We start from the raw sequence: 24204 nt of genomic DNA on the forward strand, positions 1-24204 counted from the left end.
ATGCAGTCTCAAGGCAAGATCGTCGTCGCGAGCCAGCACTATCCGCCTGATCCGAGCACGACGGCGGCGATCATGGCAGAGATCGCCTGTCGCGTCGCCGTCAACCACGAGGTCATCGTGCTGTCGGGCTCGCCCGGCGAATTGCCGGCCTCGCAAACCGGCCCGGGCAAGCCGCGCGTAATCGCCATCAGGAACCGGATGGCGGGAAAGGCCGCGCTGGTGCGGCGTGGATTGTCCCGCTGCTGTTCGCGGCGCGCACCTTCTTCGCGCTGATCCGAGAGCTCAAGGCAGGCGACGTCGTGCTCACCGTGACCGCGCCGTTCATGCTGCCTTACGCGGTCGCGGCAGCGGCAAGATGCAAGGGCGCGCGCTCGGCGCTGATCATGCACGACCTCTTCCCCGATGTTCTCGTGATGGCGGAAATCCTCAAACCCGGCTCGTTCGTGACGCGGACGATGCGCGCGGCCAACAGCCTGATGTTCCGGGCGCTCAATGCCGTCATCACCATCGGCCGCGATGCGGAGCGGCCGCTCTTGAGCTATTCCGGCATGACGCGGAACAAGATCCGCTTCATCCCGAACTGGGCGACGCTCGTACCCGCGGCACGTCCCCTGTCGCAGGACAATCCGTTCCGCAAAGCGCTTTCCGCGCGATTCATTGTCGGCCTGTCGGGCAATCTCGGCTTCACCCATGATCCGGAGATCGTGTTCGAGGCGGCACGCCTCTTGAAGGACGAGCCGGACTTCCACTTCCTGCTGTCCGGCTGGGGCATCGGCTTCGAGCGGCTGAAGCAGTTGCAGGCTGAAGCGAACTTGCCCAATGTGTCCTTCGTTTCGCGGGTCGCGGATGCCGAGCTCGAGGCGTTCCTGGCGGCTGCCAATCTCTGGATCATTCCGTACCGGAAGGACGTGGCGGGGGTGTCGGTGCCGAGCCGGTTCTACAATCTGCTGGCGGTCGGCCGTCCCGTGGCGCTGGTGGAGAACGGGCTCGGCCGGGTCGTGACGCCGGGCCGCGCCGATCAGCTTGCCGACGCGATCCGCGCGGCATCCCGTTGCGACGCCGCCGCCATGGCCGAACGCGCGGTGAAGGCGGCGGCGAGATTCGACCGGACGACCGCGATGGACGCCTATGCCGGGCTGATCGACGAATTGTTGCGCAACCCCGATCTGGCGGAGCAACGATGAGCGAGCGAAAACCGGTCGTGCTGGTGACAGGGGCGAGCGGCTTCGTCGGCCGCCATGTCGCGCCTGAGCTCGTGCGCGAGGGATGGTTGGTCCGCCGCGCGGTGCGCAGCCTGGCGGGGATCGAGGACGAGGTCGTGATCGAATCGATCGGTCCCGATACCGATTGGCAGGCGGCGCTCGAAGGCGTCGACGCCGTGGTCCATCTCGCCGCGCGCGTGCATCACAAGCACGAGGAGCACGCGGTCCAGCTCTACCGCAACGTCAACATCGCCGGCACGCTGCACCTGGCGCGCTCCGCGGCGACGGCGGGCGTGCGCCAGTTCATCTTCGTCAGCACCGTTCTCGTGCACGGCCGCAGCAATGAAGGCCGCGCGCCGTTCAGCGAAGAGGATATCCTCACGCCGCGCAGCCTCTACGGCATGTCCAAGGCCGCCGCCGAGGCGGGCTTGAGGACGCTGGCGCGCGACAGCGACATGAAGATCTCGGTGATCAGGCCGCCGCTGGTCTATGGCGCGGGCGCCAAGGGCAATTTCGCGCTGCTGACGCGCGCGGTGAATCTGGGACTGCCGCTGCCCTTTGGCGCGATCCGCAATCAGCGCGCGTTCCTGGCCGTGCAGAATCTGTCGTCGTTCATCCTGCGCCGGCTGGCTCACCCCGATCCCACGAGCAATTTCGAGATCTTCCTGGTCGCCGACAGGGAACAGGTCTCGACGCCCGAATTCATCGAGCGGCTGGCGAAGGCAGCCGGCAAGAACTCGCGCCTGTTCGGCATGCCGCCGGACGCTGCTCAGCGTGATGGGCCGGCAGGATACCCATGACAGCCTGATCGGCTCGCTCGAGCTCAACCTCGCCAAGGCGATCGCGACCGGCTGGCAGCCGCAGGTCTCCCTCGACGAGGGCCTGCGGCTCGCGCTGTCGGCTCAGGACGCCTGAGAGCGAGAGAAGCGGCGCAGGACGAATCCGATCGCGATCGCGCCCGCGACGAGCGCGAGCCATGTGACCGAGGTCGAGCTTGCGCGTACGGTGACGACGGCAAGCACCGCCAGCAATAGATTGAGCGCGAACACATCGCCGATCACGCGGCGGACCGTGAAGCCGTTGTCGGTGGCACGCTGATAGAAGTGCGAGCGGTGCGCCGACCAGAATTGTTCGCGCCGCGCGATGCGCCGAAACAGCGTGATGGTGGAATCCACGAGGTAATAGGCCGGCAGCAGCAGCGCCGCGGCCGGCTGCCCGTGCCAGGCGAGCTCCAGCAGGCACCAGCCGAGCAAAAGTCCGATCGGCAGGCTGCCGACATCGCCCAGGAACACTTTTGCGACCGGACGGTTGAACGGCGCAAAGCCGAGCATGGCGCCGCATAGCGCCGTGGCGATCAGCGCGGCCGGCCACGAGAGATCACCGAGCAGTCCCAGCAGCAGCAGCGCCGCAGTGACCGGCACGACTTCCGCAACCGTCATCAGGTCCAGCCCGTCCATGAAATTGACGAGGTTCACGAACCAGACGCCGGCGAGCAGGATGAGGCCGCGCTCGAGCGCAAGCGGCACTGCCGGCACGATGCGCGCGGTCTCGGGCGCGGTGAACACGACCGCGCCGACGCAGGCTGCTTGCAGCGCGAGCCGCGCCAGCACCGGCAGCGACACGATGTCGTCGGCGAATCCGACCAGCGCGATCACGATCGTTGCAATGACCAGCGCCGGCGGGATCGCAAGGTTCGCCCAGGCGGCCCAGGCCGATGCGACCAGCAGCGTGGCGGTGATCACCGCGATACCGGCGCCCTGCGGGGTCGGAATGCGATGCGAGGAACGGGCATTCGGCCGCGCCAGGGCGTAGCGCTGGAGCAGGGGACGGCTGGTCCAGGTGATGAAGGCCGACATCAGCGCGGCGACCGCGACGGCAAGCAGCGAGGACATGGCGGCAACAGCGTCGATGGCTGGGCTCACTCCGGCACCCCGAGCGGCGCCGACCCTTTCGCGGCCTTCTCCGCGCTGAGGATCCAGACCAGGCCGCCGATGGCGCCGACGATGAAGAGCACGGCGCCGAACAGCAGCGAGACGTTGACGCCTTCGTTGGCGGAAAGCCCGGCGAAACCGAAGGCCAGGCCCATCGTCGCCTCGCGCACGCCCCAGCCGGCGATCGAGATCGGCATCAGGGTGATCAGCATGATCGGCGGAATGAGGAGGAATGTCTGGCCGAAGCTGACCGGCGCGGCGATCGACTGCACCACGCACCACGCAATGACGACGGCGAGCACGTGAACGAGAAGCGACAGAATTGCGACGATCGGTCCGCGCTTGGCGTTGAAGATCACGCGGTTGGCAATCACGGCGCAGGCGTGGATGTGATGGGTGGCCCACCAGGTCTTCAGCCACGGCCATTTCAGCGCGCCGAAGATCAGGAAACCGACGCCGCCCGCGAGCGCGGCGAAATCGACGAGCAGCAGTGCCGAGCGTCCGTGCGGATCGGTGATGAGCTGGTAGCTCCAGGGCAGGCTCGCCACGACGACGATCGCCAGCGCGACGAGGCCGATCGCGCGGTCGACGAAGATCGAGTAGGTGGCCGCACGCCATCCGGCGCCGGCGCGCGCGACCAGCCACAGCCGGACCGCATCGCCGCCGATCGCGGAGGGCAGCGTCTGGTTGAAGAACGCGCCGATCACGTTGTAGCGCATGGCGCGGCCGAGCTCGAGCGGCGCGCCGCATTCGGCGCTGATCTCGCGCCAGCGGACCACGCCGACGAAGATTTGCAGGAACGTGACCGCGATCGCCATGGCGATCCAGAGCAGGCTGGTCGCGGTCAGGCGCGAAAACAGTTCGGACAGATCGACCTTGCGCAGCGCCAGGTAGAGCAGCGCTCCGGAAATCAGGATTTTGGCCGTCGACAGCAGGATTCGGCGCATCTCGCCCGCATGAACTGGGTTTGCGAAGATTTGAGGCAACCCGACGCGAGGCGTCGAATTCGGCCGCTTTGGTATGGTCTTGGCGCCGATCTTGCAATAGCGCTTATCTGGAGCGGTGACGAATAGCGGCGAGGCTATTGCGACGGCCTCGATACCGCGGCTAAACAGGCGCCGCGGGGCCGGCTTGGGGATCGCGTGGCAACAGATCGCTTGGGAACAGGATGACGGATCAGGCGATTTTGGTCACGGGAGCCGCCGGGTTCATCGGCTTTCACGTCGCCCGGCAGCTTCTGGCTGAGGGCCGGCCCGTGATCGGGCTCGACAATCTCAACAGCTATTACGATCCGGCGCTGAAACAGGCGCGCCTGGCGCTGCTTCGGAACGATTCCCGCTTCGCCTTCGTCGAGGCCGATCTTGCCGACCGCGAGACCATCGCGGCGCTGTTTGCGCGACATCGATTTGACAAAGTCGTGCATCTCGCGGCCCAGGCAGGCGTGCGCTACTCGATCGACCATCCGCACACTTACGCCGATTCCAACCTCCAGGGCTTTCTCAACGTGCTGGAGGGCTGCCGCAACAACTCTTGTCGTCATCTCGTCTACGCCTCGTCATCCTCCGTTTATGGCGCCAACACTAAACTGCCATTTGCCGTGCAGGACCGGACCGACCATCCCGTGAGCTTCTATGCCGCGACCAAGAAGGCGAACGAATTGATGGCGCAGTCCTACAGCCATCTCTACCGGCTGCCGGTCACGGGCCTGCGCTTCTTCACCATCTACGGCCCGTGGGGCCGGCCCGATATGGTCCTGTTTCTGTTCGTGAACGCCATCATGGCGGATCGTCCGATCCGGCTCTTTAACCATGGCAAAATGCGTCGCGACTTCACCTATATTGACGACGTCACCCGTGTAGTATCCAAGCTCATCGATCGGGTGCCCGCGGATGACCCGGCTGCCGCAAATGCGCCGTCTAAGGTCTACAATGTCGGCAACCACCATCCGGAAGAGCTGATGCATGTCGTCGGACTTCTGGAGCAGGAGCTGGGTCGGACGGCAATCAAAGAATTGCTGCCAATGCAGCCGGGAGACGTCTTGGAAACGTTCGCGGATGTCGAGGATCTGACGCGCGACACCGGCTTTGCACCGTCAACGCCGATCGCGCTCGGGGTTCGTAATTTTGTCACCTGGTATCGGGACTACTTCAAGGTTTGAAATGACGATGGACAAACGCATTATCCCCCTGATCATGTGCGGCGGTGCCGGCACGCGGCTGTGGCCGGCCTCGCGCGAGGTGCGCCCCAAGCAGTTCCTGCCGTTGTTCGGCACGCGCTCGACCTTCCAGGACACGCTGCTGCGCGTCTCCGACGCTTCGCTGTTCGATCGTCCGATCGTCATCACCAATGCGTCCTATCGCTTCATGGCGCTGGAGCAGCTCGCCGAGATCGGCATCGAGGCCGATGTGATCCTCGAGCCGATGCGGCGCGATTCCGGCCCCGCGATCGCCGCGGGCGCGGTGTTCGCGCAGAACCGCGCCAGTGACGCAATCGTGCTCGCGCTCGCCGCCGATCACGTGGTGCAGGACAATGCGGCCTTCGTCGCTGCGTGCCGCGAGGGCCTCATCGCCGCGAGCGCCGGGCGCATCGTCACCTTCGGCGTCAAGCCGGAGCGGCCGGCGACCGAATACGGCTATATCAGCCCGGGCGAGGTGATCACCGGTGAGGTGCACGCCGTCGCGCGCTTCGTCGAAAAGCCTGATGCCGTGAAGGCGGCCGACTACGTCAGCTCGGGCTATCTCTGGAACAGCGGCAACTTCATGTTTCCGGCCGCTGTCCTGCTCGACGAGTACCGCAGGGTCGACGCGGCGAGCGTCGAGGCGGTGTCCAATGCAGTGAGCAATGCCGGCCGCGATCTCGGCTTCGTGACGCTGGAGCCCGAGGCGTTCGGCGCGGCGAAGGCGATCTCGATCGACTATGCGGTGATGGAGAAGACCTCGCGCGCAGCGGTCGTGCCGGTGTCCTGCGGCTGGTCCGACGTCGGCTCCTGGCGTGCCGTGTGGGAATTGTCCGACAAGGACACGCAAGGCAACTCGGCGCACGGCACCGCCGTGTTCGAGGATTCGCGCAACTGCAACGTCACGAGCGATCATGCGCTGGTCGCGCTCGAAGGCGTCGACGATCTCGTCGTGGTCGCCACCGCGGATGCGGTGCTGGTCTCGCGCCAGAAGGATGCCAACGGCCTGAAGCGCTTGGTGACGAAGCTCAAAGTGGTCGCACCGAAGGTCACCGAGGAACATCTCAAGGTGCACCGGCCCTGGGGTAGCTACCAGTCCGTCGACAATGGCGAGCGCCATCAGGTCAAGCGCATCGTGGTCAAGCCGGGCGGGCGGCTGTCGCTCCAGAAGCACCATCATCGTGCCGAGCACTGGATCGTCGTCCGCGGCGCCGCCCGGGTGACCGTCAACGAAACCGTCAAGACGGTGCACGAGAACGAGTCCATCTACATCCCGATGGGCGCGGTGCACCGGATGGAGAACCCCGGCAAGATCGTGCTGGAACTCATCGAGGTCCAGACCGGGAGCTATCTCGGGGAAGACGACATCATCCGGATTGAAGACGACTATCAAAGGTCGTAACCAGCCAACTCCGAATCACGCGACCCGGGCCGACAAGGCGGCCTGTTTTTCGGCTTAAGGCCCGGGGAACGTGTAACTTTTTGAATCAAATCGTGTCCGGACCGTCAGGTCGGCATTCGCCACAAATGTGGCGCCCGTGCTAGAAGCGGCCCGGGGATTTGCGTTGAATCGGGGTTTACTCAGATGAGTTCCAAAGGGTTTGCACCGGCAAAGGCCGGCTTGCGCGTGGGCGTCATTGGCGCGGGCGTGATGGGCAGCAACCATGCGCGCGTGCTTAGCGGTCTTCCAGGCGTCAGCCTCGTCGGTGTGGTCGATCCGTCGCCAGCGCATCTGACGCGCACCACCGAGCTTGCCAGCTGCCAGGGTTTCGAGACGCTCGAGCAGCTCCTCGCCGAAGGTGTCGACGCCGTCACCATCGCGGCGCCGACCCATCTGCATCACGAGGTCGCGCTCGCCTGCATCGCCAAGAACATCCACGTGCTGGTCGAGAAGCCGATCGCCTCCACGGTCGCGGAAGGCCGCGAGATCGTCGCCGCCGCGCAAAAGGCCGGCGTCACGCTGATGATCGGCCATGTCGAGCGCTTCAATCCGGCGGTCGCCGCCGTCAAGCAGGCGATCGCGGGCGAAGACATTCTCTCCATCGCGATCACCCGCGTCGGCCCGTTCCCGCCGCGCATGTCCAATGTCGGCGTCGTCATCGACCTCGCCGTGCACGACATCGATCTGATCCGCTGGTTCACCGAATCCGACATCGTCGAGGTGCAGCCGCAATTGTCGAGCGCGGTCGCCGAGCGCGAGGACATCGCGCTCTTGCAGTTCCGCACCGCCAACGGCGTGCTCGCGCACATCAACACCAACTGGCTGACGCCGTTCAAGGCGCGCAGCGTCACGGTCGCGACCCGCGGCAAATACGTGATGGGCGATCTGTTGACGCGCCAGGTCACCGAGTGCTTCGGCTTCAAGCCTGACGGCAGCTATTCGATGCGGCATCTGCCGGTCGGCCATGACGAGCCGCTCCGCGCCGAGCTGATCGCGTTCCTCAAGGCCGTGCGCGACGGCGAGACGCCCGCGGTCACCGGCGACGAGGGCGTCGCCAGCCTCGAGATCGCCACGCAGTGCCTGGAAACGCCGTCGCGGCCTGCGGCCAAGGCCCCCGCCCGCACAGGCCCGCGCCGCGTCGCCGGCTGATCCCTTTCCATGTCGACTTCTCAAACTTCGCAAGGCGCCATGAACCAGCATCTGCGTTCCGATCCCATTCCCTTCGTCGACGTCGCCTCGCAGCGCCGCCGGCTCGGCGCCTCGCTCGATGCCGCCGTCAAGCGCGTCCTCGACCATTGCCAGTTCGTCAACGGCCCTGAAGTCGCCGAGCTTGAGAAGCAGCTTGCGGCCTATAGCGGCGCCAAGCACGTGATCGGCTGCGCCAGCGGCACCGATGCCATCCTGATGGTCATGATGGCGAAGAATGTCGGCCCCGGCGATGCCGTGCTGTGCCCGTCCTTCACCTTCATCGCAACCGCATCGCCGGTGGCGCGGACCGGCGCGACGCCTGTTTACGTCGATGTCGATGAAGCCACCTTCAACATGAGCCCGGAGTCGCTGAAGCGCGGCATCGCGACCGCCCGCAAGGCCGGCCTGAAGCCGGTCGCGGTGATTCCGGTCGATTTGTTCGGGCAGCCTGCCGACCACGACGCAATTGCCGAGATCGCCAGGGCCGAAGGCCTGTTCGTGCTCGACGACGCCGCCCAGGGGTTTGGCGCGAGCTACAAGGGCCGCAAGCTCGGCACCTTCGGGCTCGCCACCGCGACCAGCTTCTTCCCGGCCAAACCGCTCGGCTGCTTCGGCGACGGCGGCGCGATCTTCACCGATGACGACGAACTCGCCGCGACGCTGCGCAGCATCCGCGTGCACGGGCAGGGCGTGGACAAGTACGACAACGTCCGCCTCGGGCTGACCGGCCGGCTCGACACCATGCAGGCCGCGATCCTGATCGAGAAGCTGAAGATTTTTGACGACGAGATCGCCGCCCGCAACAAGGTCGCGGAGCGCTATGCGCGCGGCCTGTCGAACGTCGTCACCGTGCCGCGCCTGGCACCCAGCAACACCTCGGTCTGGGCGCAGTACACCATTCGTCTCCCTGAGGGCACCGACCGCGACGGCTTTGCCGCCGCGCTGAAGGCCCAGGGCGTGCCGACCGCGATCTATTACGGCAAGTCGATGCACCAGCAGACCGCCTACAAGCAGTATCCGGTCGCCGACGGCGGCCTGCCGGGCTGCGAGAGCCTGTCGCAGGACGTCATCAGCCTGCCGATGCACGCCTACCTGACCGAAGCCGACCAGGAGCGAATCATCGCCGCCGTACGCGGCGCGATCGCGGGCTGATTTTCGCCTTTCTTCCCCTCACCCCCTGTGGGAGAGGGTGGCATAGGCGGCCTTCGGCCGCCGTCCCTTAAGAACGCCGATGCTTTGCATCGGCTATGGCGATAGCGGCGAGACGGGTGAGGGGTATCTCTCCACGCGGAATGCAGAAAGATACCCCTCACCCCAACGAGTTTGCGTCTACCGGCGGTGCTGCCCTCTCCCGCAAGGGGAGAGGGCGCAGCAATGCGCATCGCAAGATGCAATCGACCTCTGTTCGATTCATCTCTAAAACAGGCGCATGCTCGGACGCATTTTCACCGTCGGTGGTTACACGCTGCTCTCGCGGCTGACGGGATTTGCCCGCGACATCATGCTCGCGGCGATCCTCGGCGCCGGCCCCGTGGCCGACGCCTTTTTCGTGGCGCTGCGGCTGCCCAATCATTTCCGCGCGATCTTTGCCGAAGGCGCCTTCAACGCCGCCTGGGTGCCGGCCTATGCCCACGTCCATGGCGAGCGCGGGGAGGGGGCGGCAAAACTGTTCGCCGACCGCATCTTCACGCTGCTGCTGGCCTCTCAGGTGGTACTGCTGATCGTCGCCTGGTTGTTCATGCCGCAGGCCATGAGCATCCTGGCGCCCGGCTTTAGTGAGGACGCCGAGCAGCGCAAGCTCGCGATCGAGCTGACCCAGATCACCTTTCCCTATCTGCTGCTGATCACGCTGGTGACGCTCTACGGTGGCATGCTCAACGTGATGCAGCGCTTTGCGAGCGCCGCCGCCGCATCGATCTTCCTCAACATCTCCATGATGATGACGCTGGCGGTTGCCGCCTGGTTTCCCAGTGCAGGGCATGCCGCTGCCTGGGGCGTCCTGATCTCGGGCTTCCTGCAATATTTTCTGCTCGCCGGCGATCTCGCGCGCCATGGCGGCTTGCCGCGCTTTGCGCCGCTCAAACTCGACGAAGACGTACGTGGATTCTTCAAAGCGCTCGGCCCGGCGACGCTGGGCTCGATGGGCACGCAGGTCGCGCTGTTCGCCGACACCATCATCGCGACCTTCCTGCCGGCTGGCGCGCTCTCGGCGCTCTACTACGCCGATCGCCTCAACCAGCTGCCGATCGGCGTCATCGGTATCGCCATCGGCACGGTGCTGCTGCCGGAGATGTCGCGGCGGATTACGGCGAACGACCATGACGGCGCGATGAAGGCCCAGCGCCGCGCCTTCGATTTCACGCTGCTGTTCTCGGTGCCGTTCGTGGCGGCCTTCATCACCGTGCCCGACGCGATCATGCGTGCGCTGTTCGCCCGTGGCGCGTTCTCGAAGGCCGATGCCGCCGCCGCCGGCGCCACGCTCGCGGCCTATGCCATCGGCCTGATCCCCTTCGTGCTGATCCGCAGTGCGGTCGCGACCTTCTATGCGCGCAAGGACACCGCAACGCCGGTCCGGGCGTCGCTGACCGGCATCGCCGTCAACGTCGCGCTGAAGGTCGCCTTGATGGGATCGCTCGCCCAGATCGGTTTGGCGCTGGCAACAGCCGTCGGTGTCTGGACCAATCTGCTGCTGGTGCTGTTCTTCGCCGTGCGGCGAGGCTTTCTCGTGCTGGACCGCGCCTGGCTGATGTCGCTCGCCAAATTCCTGCTGACCGGACTGATCCTCGCCGCCACGTTCTGGCTGATCGCGCGCTTCGGCGGTTCCTATCTGTCCTCGATGCACTTCCACGACGAAGCGACGCTGGCCCTGCTCGCCGTCGGCGGCACGATCGTCTACGCGCTCACGGTCCTCGTGCTGTTCGGACGCAAGTGGCTGGTCTCGCTGGTGCGTGGCTAAGCGAGTGCCGGTAGGTTTGTCAGGTCCGCTCTGCCCACGAAAAGCGGACCTGCAGTCGGTGCACTTCGGAAGGGCCAGGAGCCAACCTTAGCGAGGCATCACGAGGCAGTCTCAGTTAGGGCCGGAAGCGCGAAGGCGTCAGTGAGTTCATCATCGCTGACCGGTCGCTTCTTGGGGTTGTTCGCCCCGTGAGCTGACTGAATAAGTCCAGTCGGGTGGCGTCTGCAGCAACTTGCAAAGCCCAGTTTGCGATTCTCGTCGGCTCGCAGTCTCAAGGCCGACATCGCGGCATCGGCTGGTACAGCCAGAATCGTCAATCTTGGTACTTTTTTATAGCCAGACGTAACGCATCTACTCGCTACGACCATGGATCGGAACGAGCCCGATCCATCGGGCTTAGCGGGAGTTCCGGTCGGTGCAGACAACGAGATCGCCGACACGGAGACAGGAGTTCCACACTGCCTAGCATTTTGTGGAAAGCGGGCGCGGGCGCGCTCCCTCACATTTCCACCGAACAGATAAATGACCAAGGAGGAAATCTCATGAAGGCGATCGTTGTAACGGAGCAAGCCGCGGGAACGGCCGGTATGAAGCTGGTGCATCGGCCCGAGCCGCAGGCGGCGATAAACGATGTCGTCGTCCAGGTTCATGCGTCGAGATTTATCCCGACTGAGCTTGCGTGGCCCTCGAGCTGGGCCGATCGCCTTGATCGCGACCGAACGCCGTCGATCCCTGGGCACGAGCTGGCCGGAGTGGTCTCTGCCCTTGGATATGGAACGGCGGGGCTGTCGGTGGGACAACGGGTGTTCGGCCTCGCGGACTGGTATCGCGACGGCACGCTGGCCGAGTACGTGGCAATCGAGGCGCGCAACCTTGCGCCGTTGCCGGGCGACGTCGACTTTACCGTGGGCGCGAGCCTGCCGATCTCGGGCCTCACCGCGTGGCAAGGGCTGTTCCAGCACGGTCGCGTTCGGGCGGGACAGAGCGTGCTGGCACACGGGGCGGCAGGCGCAGTCGGGTCTATGGTGACGCAACTCGCACAAGCGGCCGGAGCTTACGTCATCGGCTCCGGACGTGCCGCCGATCGTCAGACAGTGCTCGATCTCGGTGCGAAGGAGTTCGTCGACCTCGACAACGACGCACTGGAGGACATCGGCGAAGTCGATCTGGTGTTCGATGTCATCGGTGGTGACATCCAGAAGCGGTCCACAGCACTCATTCGAGCGGGGGGAACACTGGTGTCCATCGTCGGACCGGCGGAGGCGCGGCCTTCCAACGGGCTGGCGATCGACTTCGTCGTCGAGGCTGATCGTGCCCAACTGAGTGAGATCGTCCAGCGGGTGCGGGACGGACGACTGCGGACCAACATCGGCAACGTCGCGACCCTCGACGATGCCGTCGCCGCCTTAAATCCGGCCGAGCGACGCAAGGGGAATACGATTATCCGCGTTCGTCCCTGAGCGACGCACGTCCGTTGATGCGCGCGCAGCCGGCCGGCTCGTCCAGGTCGGCCGGCTGTTGAGAATGTCCCAGGGGGCAATGGCCGCCCTCTCAGAGCGGTCGAAAACGTCCGCTATGGAATGCCCCTCGCGCAGGGGGCGTGAACCGTTGCGTCGAATGAGCGAATTCGCCGGAGCGAGGGACTCGCCTCCAGGATGCAGCCAGCCTCCGCACATCCCTTGATTTTGCACGATTGCCGTGGTACAGGCCTCTCATGATCAAATCAGTGCGCAACATCAACTCGATGGACATGACCCGCTTCGGCTGGGCCGTGGAAGGAGTCGCGCGCTAGGAATTCGACGACGACATCTTTTCCACCAGGCCCCGCCGGCATCGGACGGGGCCTTTTGTTTGGCCACGCTCCCTGCCGGCACAACAGCAGGAGCATCCGATGCCACCTCAATTGACGAACAGCACAAGCGAGCCGGAGGTCGACGCCGAGCGGCTCCGCCTCGACTTTTCCATCGCCTTGAGCCTGCTCAAGCGATACTGGCGCGCGTTTCGGGAGCGGCGCCGGAGCCCCACCGTCTGCTTGCACGACCTGAGTGACAGGGAGCTGATAGATATCGGTTTGACGCGCGGCGAGATCGACTACCTCACGCCTCAACGCGCCATCGATACGCTGAGAGATCGCGCCACAGATCTTTGGAGGCGGGGCGTGATATAGGTGATCAACCGTCAGAAGCGGAGATACGCTTTGCGAACAAGCGGCGGTGAGCACGACTACTTTCTTAGGAGTGCACCGCGGGACGAGTTCGGCAACTATCGTGCCATCGACCGGACCGTTGTTCACAGGGAAATGACCGGGCTGCGGCGTTTTCGTCGTATCCCGCTCTGACAGGCGAGGCACCGGGCGAGTCTTCGCGGCCTGCGCCTGCCCAAAGCCGTTTGCCTTGCCACTTTTTCCACGGCAATATGCCCGCAAAACAACCATGAGGACGGGATAAGAAAATGGCGGCTCCCATCAAGTTCGGCGTTGGCCAAAGCGTGCTGCGCAAGGAGGATGACGCGCTCATCCGCGGCAAGGGCCGCTATACCGACGATTACGCGCCGCAGGCCGCACTTCGCTGCCTGATGCTGCGCTCGCCGCACGCGCATGCCAAATACACCATCGATGCGAGCCGGGCCCGCACGCTGCCGGGCGTTGCGCTGATCCTGACCGCCGATGATGTCAAGGATCTCGGCAATCTGCCCTGCCTGTTCAATCTCGAGACCGATCCGTTCACCGGCCCGCCTTACCCGATCCTCGCCAAGGACGAGGTGCGCCATGTCGGTGATTCCATTGCCTTCGTGGTCGCCGAGACCATTGACCAGGCCCGCGACGCGATCGAGGCGATCGAGGTCAAATGGAGCCCGCTGCCGGCGGTGACCGGCGTCGTCAACGCCGTCAAGAAGGGCGCGCCGCAGGTCTGGCCGGACAAGGCCGGCAACGTGCTGTTCGACGTCTCGATCGGCGACAAGGCCGCGACCGAGGCTGCCTTTGCCAAAGCGCATGCGGTGGCCGAGATCTCCATCGTCAATCCGCGCGTGGTCGCGAGCTTCATGGAGGCGCGCGCGGCGGTTTGCGAATACGACGCCAAGCGCGATCATCTGACGCTGACCGTCGGCAGCCAGGGCAGCCATCGTCTGCGCGACATCCTCTGCCAGAACGTGCTCAACATCTCCACCGAGAAAATGCGGGTGATCTGCCCCGACGTCGGCGGTGGGTTCGGCACGAAGCTGTTTCCGTACCGCGAATACGCCTTGATGGCGGTCGTCGCGCGGCAGCTCAAGACAGCAGTGAAATGGGCGGCCGACCGCACCGAGCATTTCATGGGCGACGCGCAGGGCCGCGATAACGTCACCACCGCCAAGATGGCGCTGGCCGAGGACGGCAAATTCCTCGCGATGGATTGCGACCTGATGGGCGACATGGGCGCGTATCTGTCGACGTTCGGCCCCTACATTCCGCATGGCGGCGCCGGCATGCTGCCGGGCCTCTACGACATCCAGGCCTTCCACTGCCGGGTGCGCACCATCTTCACCAACAGCGTGCCGGTCGACGCCTATCGCGGCGCGGGCCGTCCCGAAGCGGCCTATGTGATCGAACGTCTGGTGGACGCGTGCGCGCGAAAACTCGATATGACGCCGGACGCCATCCGCCGCAAGAACTTCATCCCGCCGAAGGCGCTGCCGTACAAGACGGCCACGGGCAAGGTCTATGATTCCGGCGATTTCGCCGCGCATCTCAAGCGCGCGATGGAGATCGGCGAGTGGAAGGAGTTTCCGAAGCGCGCCAAGGCGGCCAAGAAGAATGGCCTGATCCGCGGCATTGGGCTGGCGAGCTATGTCGAGATCTGCGGCGTGATGGGCGAGGAGACCGCCAACGTGCGGCTCGATCCCAGCGGCGACGTCACCGTTCTGATCGGCACACAGTCGAGCGGGCAGGGCCACCAGACGGCTTATGCGCAGATCGTCGCCGAGCAGTTCGGCCTGCCCCCGGAGCGCGTGCACGTGCGCCAGGGCGACACCGACGAGATCGCCACGGGGCTCGGCACCGGCGGCTCGGCCTCGATCCCGTCAGGCGGCGTCAGCGTCGAGCGCGCCACGCGTGAGCTCGGGCAAAAGCTGAAGGAGATCGCGGCGCAGGCGCTGGAAGCCAGTGCCGGCGACCTCGAGCTCTCCGACGGCGTGGTGCGGATTGCCGGTACCGACCGTTCGATGTCGTTCGCCGATCTGGCCAAGCGCGGGAGCACCGATCCATCGAAGCTTAACGGCAGCGCGACCTTTGCCAGCGCCGACGGCACCTATCCGAACGGCACGCATCTGGCGGAAGTCGAGATCGATCCGGCGACCGGCATCATCAAGATCGTCAACTACGTGATCGTCGACGATTTCGGCAAGACGCTCAATCCGCTGCTTTTGGCGGGCCAGGTGCATGGCGGCGCCATGCAGGGCATCGGTCAGGCGCTGATGGAGCAGGTGGTCTACGGCGCCACCGACGGGCAACTGATCACCGCGACCTTCATGGACTACGCACTGCCGCGCGCGGCGGATGGTCCGGACTTCGTGTTCGAGACTAGCAACGTTCCCTGCACGACCAATCCGCTGGGCGTGAAGGGGGCGGGCGAGGCCGGCGCGATCGGCTCCTGTCCGGCCGTCGTCAACGCCATCGTCGACGGGCTCTGGCGCGAATACAAGATCGACCACATCGACATGCCGGCCACCCCGGAGCGGGTGTGGATCGCCGTCAACGAGCACCACCGCCGTCACAGCCTTTAATCTCGAGCTCGACCAAATAATCCATAGTGCGACGATCTATCGCCGCGCTTTGGATGGAATGAACTCTGCCAATCGGTGTTGGCCCAATGTGGGGTCAGCACGATCCTGTATCAGGGAAAGGGATTTTGCGAATGAAGCGAGTGTTGGTTGTTGGCGGCGCGCTGCTGCTCGGCGTGGGCGCGGTTTGGGCCCAGCAGGAGTCCGTCAAGGAGGTCCAGACCCTCATGAAGGGCAACGGCAAGAACGCCGGCGCGGTTGCGGCGATCGTCAAGGGCGAGAAGCCTTACGACCAGGCCACGGTGGACAGCGCGCTGGCGCAGTTCGCGGATACTGCCAAGAAGCTGCCGAACCTGTTCCCGGCGAGCGCAAAGGGCCAGAAGCCCGAGGGCGACTACAGCGCCTCGCCGAAGATCTGGGAGGACAAGGCCGGCTTCGACGCCAAGATCGCAAGCTTCGCCAAGGTCGTCGGCGAGGCCAAGGGCAAGATCAAGGACCTGGATTCGCTCAAGGCGACTTTTCCCGCGGTCGGCAAGGAATGCGGCGGCTGCCACGAGACCTTTCGTGTGAAGAACAGCTGATCGTGTGAAGAACAGCTGAGGCGGCGCCGGCAAAAAGTGAGGGCGGATGCGCACGGCATCCGCCCTTTTTGCGTGGTGTGCGGGCGCCCCGGTTGACTCGTACGCGTTCTCGGTCGGACGCGCATCCGGGCGGATCGAAGGCGAGCGCAATTGCTCAGCCGGCTCCTGAAGCTTTTCGAGCGGCAGGCTTGCGAGCCTCTTTATCGAGTAACCACCCCAAAGCCTTGGCTGGGTTCAACCAGCGCGCCTCATCGATCTGTTCGGCGAGCGTCAGCGCATGAACGGTCAGTACCTCAATGTCCTGAGGATTGACGTCCGCCTTTTCCAGCACGTGTATGCACCGGTTGATCGCCGCCAGATCGAGCTGAAGTTGCTCGACACTTGAGTGGTGATGTTTGGCCCCCACGACTTTCCATGGTCTTCTTGCGCGCACTTTTTTCTCCCCATACGCGGTTACGCCTTCGTGAGTGCTGTTTGTGGCGGCAACACGAAAATGGATGGACGGAATCGGGGATGTTTGCGGGCGGCCCGTCAAAGGTAGGGCGGCGGCGGGGGAGGCTCGGACCATTGCGTTGAGGTGCCTCGGTTACTGAGGCATCGCTTCGTCGAACCGCATCAAAGGCAAAATTTGTCTGCAAGGCCTGGCTGATCGCTGTCAGGGCGCCACGTATGCGCTTATCTTCAACCGCAGCTGCTGCGACGTTGACGAGTCGAATGCAGGCGCATCCGAGTCGTGTGCTTCGATCGCAGAGTTCCAATACGCGGCGAGAATCTGAATCCAAACAGCGAGGCAGGCCATGGTCAAACCGTTCCCGTCGAAGACGCACATCGGCAACCATATGCTGCATCCTGAAACGCTGATGCTGACCTATGGCTATGATCCGCAATTGTCGGAAGGCGCCATCAAGCCGCCGGTGTTCCTGACCTCCACCTTCGTGTTCAAGACGGCCGATGACGGGCAGGACTTCTTCGATTTCGTCGCCGGCCGGCGCGAGCCACCGGAAGGGATGGGCGCGGGACTGGTCTATTCGCGCTTCAATCACCCCAACAGCGAAATCGTCGAGGACAGGCTCGCGATCTACGAGCGCACCGAGAGCTGTGCGCTGTTCTCATCCGGCATGGCGGCGATCGCAACCACGATCCTGGCGTTCGTGCGGCCCGGCGACGTCATCCTGCACTCCCAGCCGCTCTATGGCGGGACGGAAACCCTGCTGACGAACACGCTTGCGCGTCTGTCGATCGGCGCCGTCGGCTTCGCCGATGGCGTTGATGAAGCGGCGGTCAGCCAGGCCTCGGAGGAGGCCATGCGCAAGGGCCGGGTCTCGATGATTCTGATCGAAACTCCGGCCAACCCGACCAACGGGCTGGTCGACGTCGCGATGATGCGCCGTGTCGCCGAAGCCATTGGAAAGACCCAGGGACATGTTCCGATCATCGCCTGCGACAATACGCTGCTCGGTCCGGTGTTTCAGCGGCCGATCGAGCATGGTGCGGACATTTCCCTGTACTCGCTCACGAAATATGTCGGCGGTCATTCGGACCTGATCGCGGGTGCCGCGCTCGGCGCGAAGGCGATCGTGAAGGGGATCAAAGCACTCCGGGGCGCCATCGGCACCCAGCTCGATCCGCATTCCTGCTGGATGATCAACCGCTCGCTCGAGACGCTGAGCCTGCGCATGGAAAAGGCCGACAGCAACGCGCGCCTCGTGGCGGACTATTTGCGCGATCACCCCAAGGTGGCCAAGGTCCACTATCTCGGCCATCTCGAGCAGGCTTCGGCAGCCGGAATGGTGTTCGCGCGGCAATGCCTGGGGGCGGGCTCCACCTTCTCGTTCGACATCGTCGGCGGCAAGGAGGCGGCGGTGAAATTCCTCAACGCGCTGCAAATCCTCAAGCTGGCGGTGAGTCTTGGTGGAACGGAGTCGCTTGCGAGCCTGCCTGCAACCATGACCCATTCCGGCGTTCCCGCCGACATTCGCCGCAAAATCGGCGTGCTCGATTCCACGATCCGGCTGTCGATCGGCATTGAAAACCCGTCGGACCTGATCGCCGATCTCGCGCAAGCGCTGAACGCGGCGTGAAGGCGCAGACCCGACATTGCCGGGGCGTGCCCAATCAACGCAATGAGGTCGGCCGTGCCGCCCCGCGCGAATGGCGCACGATGTCTCGTGGGTCGAGATCGCGGCTGGAGGCAACGTAATCGATCTCGCCGCGCGTCGTGCCGATGTCCATCAGCTCCCGGTCACTCAAGCCGGACAACGTGCCGCGCAATCTCTGGCGATCGCGACGTGCCTGAAGGACATCCCAGCACTTCCAGATCAGGTTGTGGGCATGCCGGATCGATACGGACGCCCGTTCCGGCCACATTGTACCTTGGATCATGGTCATTGCAGTGCCTCCGGAGGGTATTTTGCATCCCGAGAAGGTGCCCGAAGACCGCCGCGCGTGCTTGACCGGCAGCTTACATTTTCCCTGCCGACAGCTTATTCTTGCGACGTCCAGCGGGCCAAAACGCCCACCCGGGTCGCCCCCGGAGGGCTCATCCAAGGGATTCGCATCTTGCGCTATCTCTTTGAGGAGTATGCATTCGACGCCGGTCGGCGAGAGCTGCATCGCGGAGCGGATCGGATCTCCGTTGCGCCGCAGGTGTTCGATCTCCTCGATTACCTGATCCGCAACCGGGAGCGCGTCGTCGGCAAGGATGAACTCATCGATGCCATTTGGCAGGGGCGCTGCGTGTCCGATGCTGCGCTGACGACCCGCCTCAACAGTGCGCGATGCGCGATCGGGGATTCCGGCGAAGAGCAGCGGCTGATCAGAACACTGCCACGCAGAGGCTTCCGCTTCGTGGGTCAGGTCCGGGAAACGCTAGCCGCCGAGGGCGCAGCAGTCGCCGACGGCGGAGCCGGGACGCCGAAACCCGCGCTCGCGCTTCCCGACAAACCCTCGATCGCGGTGCTTCCGTTCGCCAACCTGTGCCCGGATCCGGAGCAGGACTATTTTGCCGACGGTATGGTCGAGGACATCATTTCGGGACTGTCGCGTTCGAAGTCACTTTTCGTCATCGCGCGACATTCGACTCTGGCCTACAAGGGTAGGGCGATCGACGTCAAACAGATCGGTGAGGAGCTGGGCGTTCGCTACGTGCTCGAAGGCAGTGTGCGCAAGGCCGGCAATCGAGTCCGAATTGCGGGCCAGTTGATCGACGCGGCGACCGGCCTGCATCTCTGGACGGACCGGTTTGACAGTGAGATCGAGGATATTTTCGACCTGCAGGATCGGCTGACGAGCAGCGTCATCGGCGCAATCTCCCCGCGACTGGAGCGCGCCGAAATCGAGCGCGCCCAACGCAAACCCACCGACAACCTGCAGGCCTACGACTATTATCTCCGGGCGTTCGCCGCCTTCTTCAGATTCACGGAGGAGGCAAGCATCGAGGCCATGGAGCTCGCAAAGACGGCCCGCGGCATCGATCCGGAATTTGCGCGCGCATATGCGCTCGGCGCCCGTTGCCATGTCCTGAGGAACGTTTTCGACTGGGTCACTGATGCGGCCCACGAATGCAGTGAAGCCGCGCGGCTGGCGAGACGAGCGGTCGAGCTTGACCCGAATGATCCGTCGGTGCTTGCGATGGCCGGACACGCGCTCTCACAGGTGGCAGGCGAGGTCGAGGAAGGCGATGCTCTTCTCGTGCGTGCGATAAAGCTGGATCCGAATCTCGTTGTCGCACGTCATTGGAACGGTTGGAGCCAACTCTGGCTTGGTCGTGGTGACGCCGCGATCGAGCAATTCGGCGCCGCATTGCGTTTGAACCCGCTTCATCCGCATGGGAGCGCCAACGCCCAGACGGGCTTGGCTTACGCTCATTTTCTTGCTGACCGTAATGATGACGCCCTGGCTTGCGCGGCAGCCGCCATCAGGCTGATACCGATCTTTCCGCCTGCGCAATTCATTCTGGCGGCATGCCATGCGACGTCAAACCGGGTTGAGGAAGCTCGGCGGATTTGCGACCGTGCGATGCAACTATTTCCGAACAAGCGTATCGATGCGTACACGTGGCGTTACCGCCGACGGGAAGATGTCGAAAAGCTGACGCAAGCGCTCCGTGTTGCCGGCATGCCGGAATGAGCCTGCGCGGCCACCTCGCAGCATGCGGAATCGAAAAGGCCGGACGCTCCCTCCAGCGCCCGGCCTTCGCGTACGAAGCAGCCTTGAGGCTTACTTCGTCACCTGGCCGCGGATCTCGCCGCCCGGATTGGCCGCGGTGTGGATGTTGACGTAGAGCTTGCCGGCGAGCAGATCAGCGGCCTGCGCATCGGTCAGCGTCGCCGAGCCCTCGACCGGGCTAGAGGTCGCATTCGGGATCGCGACCGCGACGCCGGCGTTCTTGCCGGACTCGGCCGGCCCGTGGAAGTGGGCGGCTGTTGCCGGGCCGGACAGGCCGGAATAGGTGACCTTCCAGGACAGCTTCTTGCTGGCGGCATCATAGTCCAGATCGGCGGTTCCGCTGCCGCTGGTGGTGGTGGCGGGCACCTCGGACTTGCCGTCGAGCGTTGCTTTCAGCTTTTCGGCGCCGGCGGGGGCTGCAAAAGCTGCGGCGCCGAGCGCGACCATGGCGATGACGGTCTTGTTCATGACATTCTCCCTGAGGCCTCGTTGGCCCTGCCAACCTTCCAACATTGGCCGTTTCAGTTTATTCCCGTTTCCGGCCGGGGCGGGCTAAATTCTTCGTGGTTGGAGCCGCGTGGACATCAGTCATAAGTTCGCGGCAAGCAATGAATGGATCTGCATGTTGCAACGAACAATTGTCGTGGCGCTGCTTGCCGCGGTCGCTGCTACGGGCGTCTATTGGTGGCTCAGCGCGCCGGTGGTCGCGGCCGGTGCCGCCACGCCGGCCCATGTCCCCAATCTCGCCATTGGCGAGGTGATGTTCAACGCCGGCGGATGCGCGTCCTGCCATGCCGTCCCCGGCCAGCCCGATCGCACCAGGCTCGGCGGCGGCGTCGCGATCAAGTCGCCGTTCGGAACGTTCTACGCGCCGAACATCTCCTCCGATCCGACCTACGGCATCGGCAAATGGACCGACGCCGATTTCGTCAACGCGGTCATGCACGGGGTCTCGCCGGACGGACAGCATTACTTTCCGGCCTTTCCCTACACGTCCTATCAGCACGCCAGGCGCGAGGACGTGCTCGACCTCTTTGCCTATTTGAAAACGCTGCCGCCCGTTGCAGGCAAGGTGCGTGACCACGACGTGCGCTTTCCGTTCGACATCCGGCGCAATATCGGCATCTGGAAATTCCTATTTCTGGACGGCAAGCCCTTCGTCGCCGACGGCACGAAGTCGCCGCAATGGAATCGCGGTGCCTATCTCGTCAACAGTTTCGGCCATTGCGCCGAATGCCACAGCCCGCGCAATGCGCTTGGCGGCATCATCTCCGGAGAACGCTTTGCCGGCGGACCCAATCCGGAAGGCGAGGGCTGGGTGCCCAACATCACGCAGAAGCGTCTCGGCGAGTGGAGCGCGAAGGATATTGCCTATTTCCTCAAGACCGGCGAATTGCCCGACGGCGACAGCGTCGGCGGCGCGATGACGCGCGTGATCAAGAACACCTCGCAATTGCCGGACGAAGATCTCGCGGCGATGGCGGATTACATCAAATCGCTACCGCCGGTGGACGGGCCGCCGCGCCCCAAGCGCAAGGAAGGCGGCGCCTGAAGCAGGCCCTTTGCAATTGACGCGCAGTCAGCTCGCCCCAAACGCCTTGAAGGTGATGATGGTGAGGGTGTCCTGGATGCCCGGCAGCACCTGCACCTTTTCGTTGATGAAGTGGCCGATGTCGGTGTCCTTGTCGACGTAGAACTTCACCAGCAAATCGTAATGGCCGGCCGTGGAGTAGATCTCGGAGGCGATCTCGGCTTCGGCAAGGGCATTGGCGACCGTGTAGGACTGGCCGAGCTTGCATTTGATCTGGACGAAAAAGGGAACCATTGTAGCCACTCCGAAGCATATCTGGCGGCTAATAGGCCAAAACCGGCCGGATTTAGCAAGCGAACTTGCGGGCCACCGGGGTGCGCGCTAGGACGGGCGATGGTCTCAAAAACGCGGAAAATCGCCCCATGACGACGCCCGTGGCGCTCACCATCGCCGGCTCCGATTCGAGCGGCGGCGCCGGCATCCAGGCCGACCTGAAGACCTTTGCCGCGCTCGGCGTCTATGGCGCCTCCGCGATCACGGCGCTGACGGCGCAGAACACAAAAGGCGTCACCGGCATCCACGCGGTGCCCGCCGAATTCGTCACCGCGCAGATCGATGCCGTGTTTTCCGATCTCGAGGTCGGCGCGGTGAAGATCGGCATGGTGGCGCAGGCCGCCAGCATCGATGCGATCGCAGCTTCGCTGACGCGCTGGAAGCCGGGGCATATCGTGCTCGATCCCGTGATGGTCGCAACATCCGGCGATCGCCTGCTCGCCTCCGAGGCGGTCGATGCCCTGCGCAAGAAACTGATGCCGCTGGCGTCGGTGATCACGCCTAATCTGCCCGAGGCCGCGGCTCTGCTCGACGAGCCCGTCGCGACACGCGAGGCCGAGATCGAGAGCCAGGGGCGCCGGCTGCTGGCGCTGGGCTGCCGCGCGGTCCTGATCAAGGGCGGGCACGGCGAGGGCGCCGAAAGCATCGACTATCTCATCGATGCCGAGAGCACGATCGCGCTTGCGGCGCCGCGCGTCGCCACCCGCAACACCCACGGCACGGGGTGCTCACTGTCCTCGGCCGTCGCGGCGGGGCTCGCCAGGGGCGAGGATCTCGCGCGGGCCGTGCGGAACGCCAAGGCCTGGATCAGCGCAGCGATCGCGGCCGCCGACCGCTTCAGCGTCGGACACGGCCACGGGCCGATCCATCATTTCCACAAATTTTACTGACCCGGGCCGCAGGCGCACCGCCAGCGGCGCGCGGGACCGCTGCCGTTAACCTGTTCAGCCATCGGTTCCGGGGTCTTGCGGAGGCGGCTGCGGCGCCATGTCGCCTGATTGTCGCATGCGACTGATATTCGCGGGGAGGGCGAGGCAAGGTCTGATTCGTATCTGAGGATGCCTCAAGGGTTCAATCTGTCATCCCCCTGTCACGGGACATTTGTTACAGGCTGGCGCATGGGAAGTTACGATGTGAGTGACGAGAGCCCGGAGCGGCGCTTTCGCACGTTGTTCATCTCCGACGTTCATCTCGGAGCCCGCGGTTCTCAAGCCGACCTGCTGCTCGACTTCCTGCGCTACCACGATGCGGACACGATCTATCTCGTCGGCGACATCGTCGACGGTTGGGCGCTGAAATCGAGCTGGCACTGGCCGCAGTCGCATAATGACCTGGTCCAGAAGCTGCTGCGCAAGGCGCGCAAGGGCGCCAAGGTCATCTACATTCCCGGCAATCACGACGAGTTCCTGCGCAACTATTACGGCACGCATTTCGGCGGCATCGACGTCGTCGAGAACACCGTCCACACCGGCGTGGACGGCAAACGCTATCTCGTCATCCACGGCGACATCTTCGATCTCGTGGTGCAGAACGCGCGCTGGCTCGCCCATCTCGGCGACAAGGCCTACGACTTCGCGATCCAGATGAATCGCTTCGTCAACTTCTTCCGGCGCATGTTCAAGGTGCCCTATTGGTCGCTGTCGCAATGGGCCAAGCAGAAGGTCAAGAACGCCGTCAACTACATCGGCGCGTTCGAGCAGGCGCTCGCCGCCGAGGCGCGGCGTCACGACGCCGACGGCGTGATCTGCGGCCACATCCACTATGCCGTGATCCGCGACGAGGGCGGCATCCGCTACATGAATTGCGGCGACTGGGTCGAGAGCTGCACGGCGCTGGTCGAGCATGACGACGGTCATTTCGAGATCATCACCTGGGCCGATCACGCGCAGAAGCCGGCGCAAGTCCCGCAGGTCGCAGCCAGAGCTGCATAACAGAGGCCG

20 protein-coding genes and 2 pseudogenes are annotated in these 24204 nt (G+C 64.5%); 16 read left to right on the top strand and 6 right to left on the bottom strand.

Annotation, left to right across the window (positions count from 1 at the left end):
- A pseudogene (locus AC5ZFO_RS34140) lies at positions 1-1184 on the top strand (glycosyltransferase family 4 protein).
- Positions 1181-2117, top strand: a pseudogene (locus AC5ZFO_RS34145) (NAD-dependent epimerase/dehydratase family protein). The pseudogenes AC5ZFO_RS34140 and AC5ZFO_RS34145 overlap by 4 nt, the downstream one beginning before the upstream one ends.
- Here the strand turns inward: AC5ZFO_RS34145 and AC5ZFO_RS34150 are convergent.
- A complete protein-coding gene (locus AC5ZFO_RS34150) occupies positions 2105-3124 on the bottom strand; it encodes an MraY family glycosyltransferase (RefSeq protein ID WP_496123150.1) in 1020 nt (339 codons plus the stop codon). The pseudogene AC5ZFO_RS34145 and the gene AC5ZFO_RS34150 overlap by 13 nt on opposite strands.
- A complete protein-coding gene (locus tag AC5ZFO_RS34155) occupies positions 3121-4080 on the bottom strand; it encodes a lysylphosphatidylglycerol synthase transmembrane domain-containing protein (RefSeq protein WP_496123151.1) in 960 nt (319 codons plus the stop codon). Before AC5ZFO_RS34155 ends, AC5ZFO_RS34150 begins: the two co-directional genes overlap by 4 nt.
- 221 nt (positions 4081-4301) lie before the next feature.
- Between AC5ZFO_RS34155 and AC5ZFO_RS34160 the strand changes: the two genes are divergently transcribed.
- The 9 genes from AC5ZFO_RS34160 (at position 4302) to AC5ZFO_RS34200 (ending at position 16233) form a co-directional block, all read left to right on the top strand.
- A complete protein-coding gene (locus AC5ZFO_RS34160) occupies positions 4302-5291 on the top strand; it encodes an SDR family NAD(P)-dependent oxidoreductase (RefSeq protein ID WP_496123152.1) in 990 nt (329 codons plus the stop codon).
- 7 nt (positions 5292-5298) lie between these two features.
- A complete protein-coding gene (locus tag AC5ZFO_RS34165) occupies positions 5299-6711 on the top strand; it encodes a mannose-1-phosphate guanylyltransferase/mannose-6-phosphate isomerase (protein ID WP_496123153.1) in 1413 nt (470 codons plus the stop codon).
- A 183-nt stretch (positions 6712-6894) separates the two neighbouring features.
- Positions 6895-7899 (top strand): Gfo/Idh/MocA family protein, encoded by a 1005-nt coding sequence (locus tag AC5ZFO_RS34170; protein WP_496123154.1) that lies wholly within the window; start codon positions 6895-6897, stop codon positions 7897-7899.
- 39 nt (positions 7900-7938) lie between these two features.
- On the top strand, positions 7939-9090 hold the full coding sequence (locus AC5ZFO_RS34175; RefSeq protein WP_496123155.1) for a DegT/DnrJ/EryC1/StrS family aminotransferase: 1152 nt from the start codon (positions 7939-7941) through the stop codon (positions 9088-9090).
- Between the two features lie 277 nt (positions 9091-9367).
- Positions 9368-10894, top strand: a complete 1527-nt coding sequence (gene murJ / locus AC5ZFO_RS34180) for a murein biosynthesis integral membrane protein MurJ (RefSeq protein ID WP_496123156.1) — start codon at positions 9368-9370, stop codon at positions 10892-10894.
- Between the two features lie 542 nt (positions 10895-11436).
- Positions 11437-12354, top strand: coding sequence for an NADP-dependent oxidoreductase (locus AC5ZFO_RS34185; protein ID WP_496123157.1), 918 nt, complete (start codon positions 11437-11439; stop codon positions 12352-12354).
- 431 nt (positions 12355-12785) lie between these two features.
- Positions 12786-13061 carry a DUF1127 domain-containing protein gene (locus tag AC5ZFO_RS34190; RefSeq protein ID WP_282523665.1) on the top strand — a complete coding sequence of 92 codons (276 nt, stop codon included), beginning with the start codon at positions 12786-12788 and terminating at the stop codon, positions 13059-13061.
- A 284-nt stretch (positions 13062-13345) separates the two neighbouring features.
- The gene (locus AC5ZFO_RS34195) at positions 13346-15655 is read left to right on the top strand and encodes a xanthine dehydrogenase family protein molybdopterin-binding subunit (RefSeq protein ID WP_496123158.1); all 2310 of its coding nucleotides are present in this window, start codon (positions 13346-13348) and stop codon (positions 15653-15655) included.
- 131 nt (positions 15656-15786) lie between these two features.
- The gene (locus AC5ZFO_RS34200; RefSeq protein ID WP_496123159.1) at positions 15787-16233 is read left to right on the top strand and encodes a c-type cytochrome; all 447 of its coding nucleotides are present in this window, start codon (positions 15787-15789) and stop codon (positions 16231-16233) included.
- Between the two features lie 154 nt (positions 16234-16387).
- Here the strand turns inward: AC5ZFO_RS34200 and AC5ZFO_RS34205 are convergent, their stop codons facing one another.
- On the bottom strand, positions 16388-16666 hold the full coding sequence (locus tag AC5ZFO_RS34205; protein WP_496123160.1) for a hypothetical protein: 279 nt from the start codon (positions 16664-16666) through the stop codon (positions 16388-16390).
- A 364-nt stretch (positions 16667-17030) separates the two neighbouring features.
- Here AC5ZFO_RS34205 and AC5ZFO_RS34210 point away from each other — a divergent pair, with 364 nt between their 5' ends.
- A complete protein-coding gene (locus AC5ZFO_RS34210) occupies positions 17031-18314 on the top strand; it encodes a cystathionine gamma-synthase family protein (RefSeq protein ID WP_496123161.1) in 1284 nt (427 codons plus the stop codon).
- Between the two features lie 34 nt (positions 18315-18348).
- Here the strand turns inward: AC5ZFO_RS34210 and AC5ZFO_RS34215 are convergent, their stop codons facing one another.
- Positions 18349-18621: a DUF1127 domain-containing protein gene (locus AC5ZFO_RS34215; protein ID WP_496123162.1), complete on the bottom strand. Its 273-nt coding sequence runs from the start codon at positions 18619-18621 to the stop codon at positions 18349-18351.
- 171 nt (positions 18622-18792) lie between these two features.
- Here AC5ZFO_RS34215 and AC5ZFO_RS34220 point away from each other — a divergent pair, with 171 nt between their 5' ends.
- Positions 18793-20361 carry a winged helix-turn-helix domain-containing tetratricopeptide repeat protein gene (locus AC5ZFO_RS34220; protein ID WP_496123163.1) on the top strand — a complete coding sequence of 523 codons (1569 nt, stop codon included), beginning with the start codon at positions 18793-18795 and terminating at the stop codon, positions 20359-20361.
- A gap of 90 nt (positions 20362-20451) precedes the next feature.
- Here the strand turns inward: AC5ZFO_RS34220 and AC5ZFO_RS34225 are convergent, their stop codons facing one another.
- A complete protein-coding gene (locus AC5ZFO_RS34225; protein ID WP_496123164.1) occupies positions 20452-20868 on the bottom strand; it encodes a CHRD domain-containing protein in 417 nt (138 codons plus the stop codon).
- Between the two features lie 154 nt (positions 20869-21022).
- Between AC5ZFO_RS34225 and AC5ZFO_RS34230 the strand changes: the two genes are divergently transcribed.
- Positions 21023-21952 carry a c-type cytochrome gene (locus AC5ZFO_RS34230; protein WP_496123165.1) on the top strand — a complete coding sequence of 310 codons (930 nt, stop codon included), beginning with the start codon at positions 21023-21025 and terminating at the stop codon, positions 21950-21952.
- Positions 21953-21979: 27 nt separating this feature from the next.
- On the opposite strand, the gene AC5ZFO_RS34235 is transcribed toward AC5ZFO_RS34230, so the two are convergent.
- Entirely contained in the window at positions 21980-22225 is a 246-nt protein-coding gene (locus tag AC5ZFO_RS34235) for an Lrp/AsnC ligand binding domain-containing protein (protein ID WP_014493934.1), read from the bottom strand.
- 128 nt (positions 22226-22353) lie between these two features.
- Here AC5ZFO_RS34235 and thiD point away from each other — a divergent pair, with 128 nt between their 5' ends.
- Both thiD and AC5ZFO_RS34245 read left to right on the top strand, forming a co-directional pair.
- Entirely contained in the window at positions 22354-23154 is an 801-nt protein-coding gene (gene thiD / locus AC5ZFO_RS34240; protein ID WP_496123166.1) for a bifunctional hydroxymethylpyrimidine kinase/phosphomethylpyrimidine kinase, read from the top strand.
- Positions 23155-23382: 228 nt separating this feature from the next.
- The gene (locus AC5ZFO_RS34245) at positions 23383-24195 is read left to right on the top strand and encodes a UDP-2,3-diacylglucosamine diphosphatase (protein WP_282523674.1); all 813 of its coding nucleotides are present in this window, start codon (positions 23383-23385) and stop codon (positions 24193-24195) included.
- The last annotated feature ends 9 nt before the right edge of the window (positions 24196-24204 follow it).

The organism is Bradyrhizobium sp. Unk1 (genome assembly GCF_059512345.1).

Coding starts and splice junctions, on each gene's coding strand:
- AC5ZFO_RS34155 (WP_496123151.1), bottom strand. CDS start 4,080: ATGCGCCGAATCCTGCTGTCGACGGCCAAAATCCTGATTTCCGGAGCG.
- AC5ZFO_RS34160 (WP_496123152.1), top strand. CDS start 4,302: ATGACGGATCAGGCGATTTTGGTCACGGGAGCCGCCGGGTTCATCGGC.
- AC5ZFO_RS34165 (WP_496123153.1), top strand. CDS start 5,299: ATGGACAAACGCATTATCCCCCTGATCATGTGCGGCGGTGCCGGCACG.
- AC5ZFO_RS34170 (WP_496123154.1), top strand. CDS start 6,895: ATGAGTTCCAAAGGGTTTGCACCGGCAAAGGCCGGCTTGCGCGTGGGC.
- AC5ZFO_RS34175 (WP_496123155.1), top strand. CDS start 7,939: ATGAACCAGCATCTGCGTTCCGATCCCATTCCCTTCGTCGACGTCGCC.
- murJ (WP_496123156.1), top strand. CDS start 9,368: ATGCTCGGACGCATTTTCACCGTCGGTGGTTACACGCTGCTCTCGCGG.
- AC5ZFO_RS34185 (WP_496123157.1), top strand. CDS start 11,437: ATGAAGGCGATCGTTGTAACGGAGCAAGCCGCGGGAACGGCCGGTATG.
- AC5ZFO_RS34190 (WP_282523665.1), top strand. CDS start 12,786: ATGCCACCTCAATTGACGAACAGCACAAGCGAGCCGGAGGTCGACGCC.
- AC5ZFO_RS34195 (WP_496123158.1), top strand. CDS start 13,346: ATGGCGGCTCCCATCAAGTTCGGCGTTGGCCAAAGCGTGCTGCGCAAG.
- AC5ZFO_RS34200 (WP_496123159.1), top strand. CDS start 15,787: ATGAAGCGAGTGTTGGTTGTTGGCGGCGCGCTGCTGCTCGGCGTGGGC.
- AC5ZFO_RS34210 (WP_496123161.1), top strand. CDS start 17,031: ATGGTCAAACCGTTCCCGTCGAAGACGCACATCGGCAACCATATGCTG.
- AC5ZFO_RS34215 (WP_496123162.1), bottom strand. CDS start 18,621: ATGACCATGATCCAAGGTACAATGTGGCCGGAACGGGCGTCCGTATCG.
- AC5ZFO_RS34225 (WP_496123164.1), bottom strand. CDS start 20,868: ATGAACAAGACCGTCATCGCCATGGTCGCGCTCGGCGCCGCAGCTTTT.
- AC5ZFO_RS34230 (WP_496123165.1), top strand. CDS start 21,023: ATGTTGCAACGAACAATTGTCGTGGCGCTGCTTGCCGCGGTCGCTGCT.
- AC5ZFO_RS34235 (WP_014493934.1), bottom strand. CDS start 22,225: ATGGTTCCCTTTTTCGTCCAGATCAAATGCAAGCTCGGCCAGTCCTAC.
- thiD (WP_496123166.1), top strand. CDS start 22,354: ATGACGACGCCCGTGGCGCTCACCATCGCCGGCTCCGATTCGAGCGGC.
- AC5ZFO_RS34245 (WP_282523674.1), top strand. CDS start 23,383: ATGGGAAGTTACGATGTGAGTGACGAGAGCCCGGAGCGGCGCTTTCGC.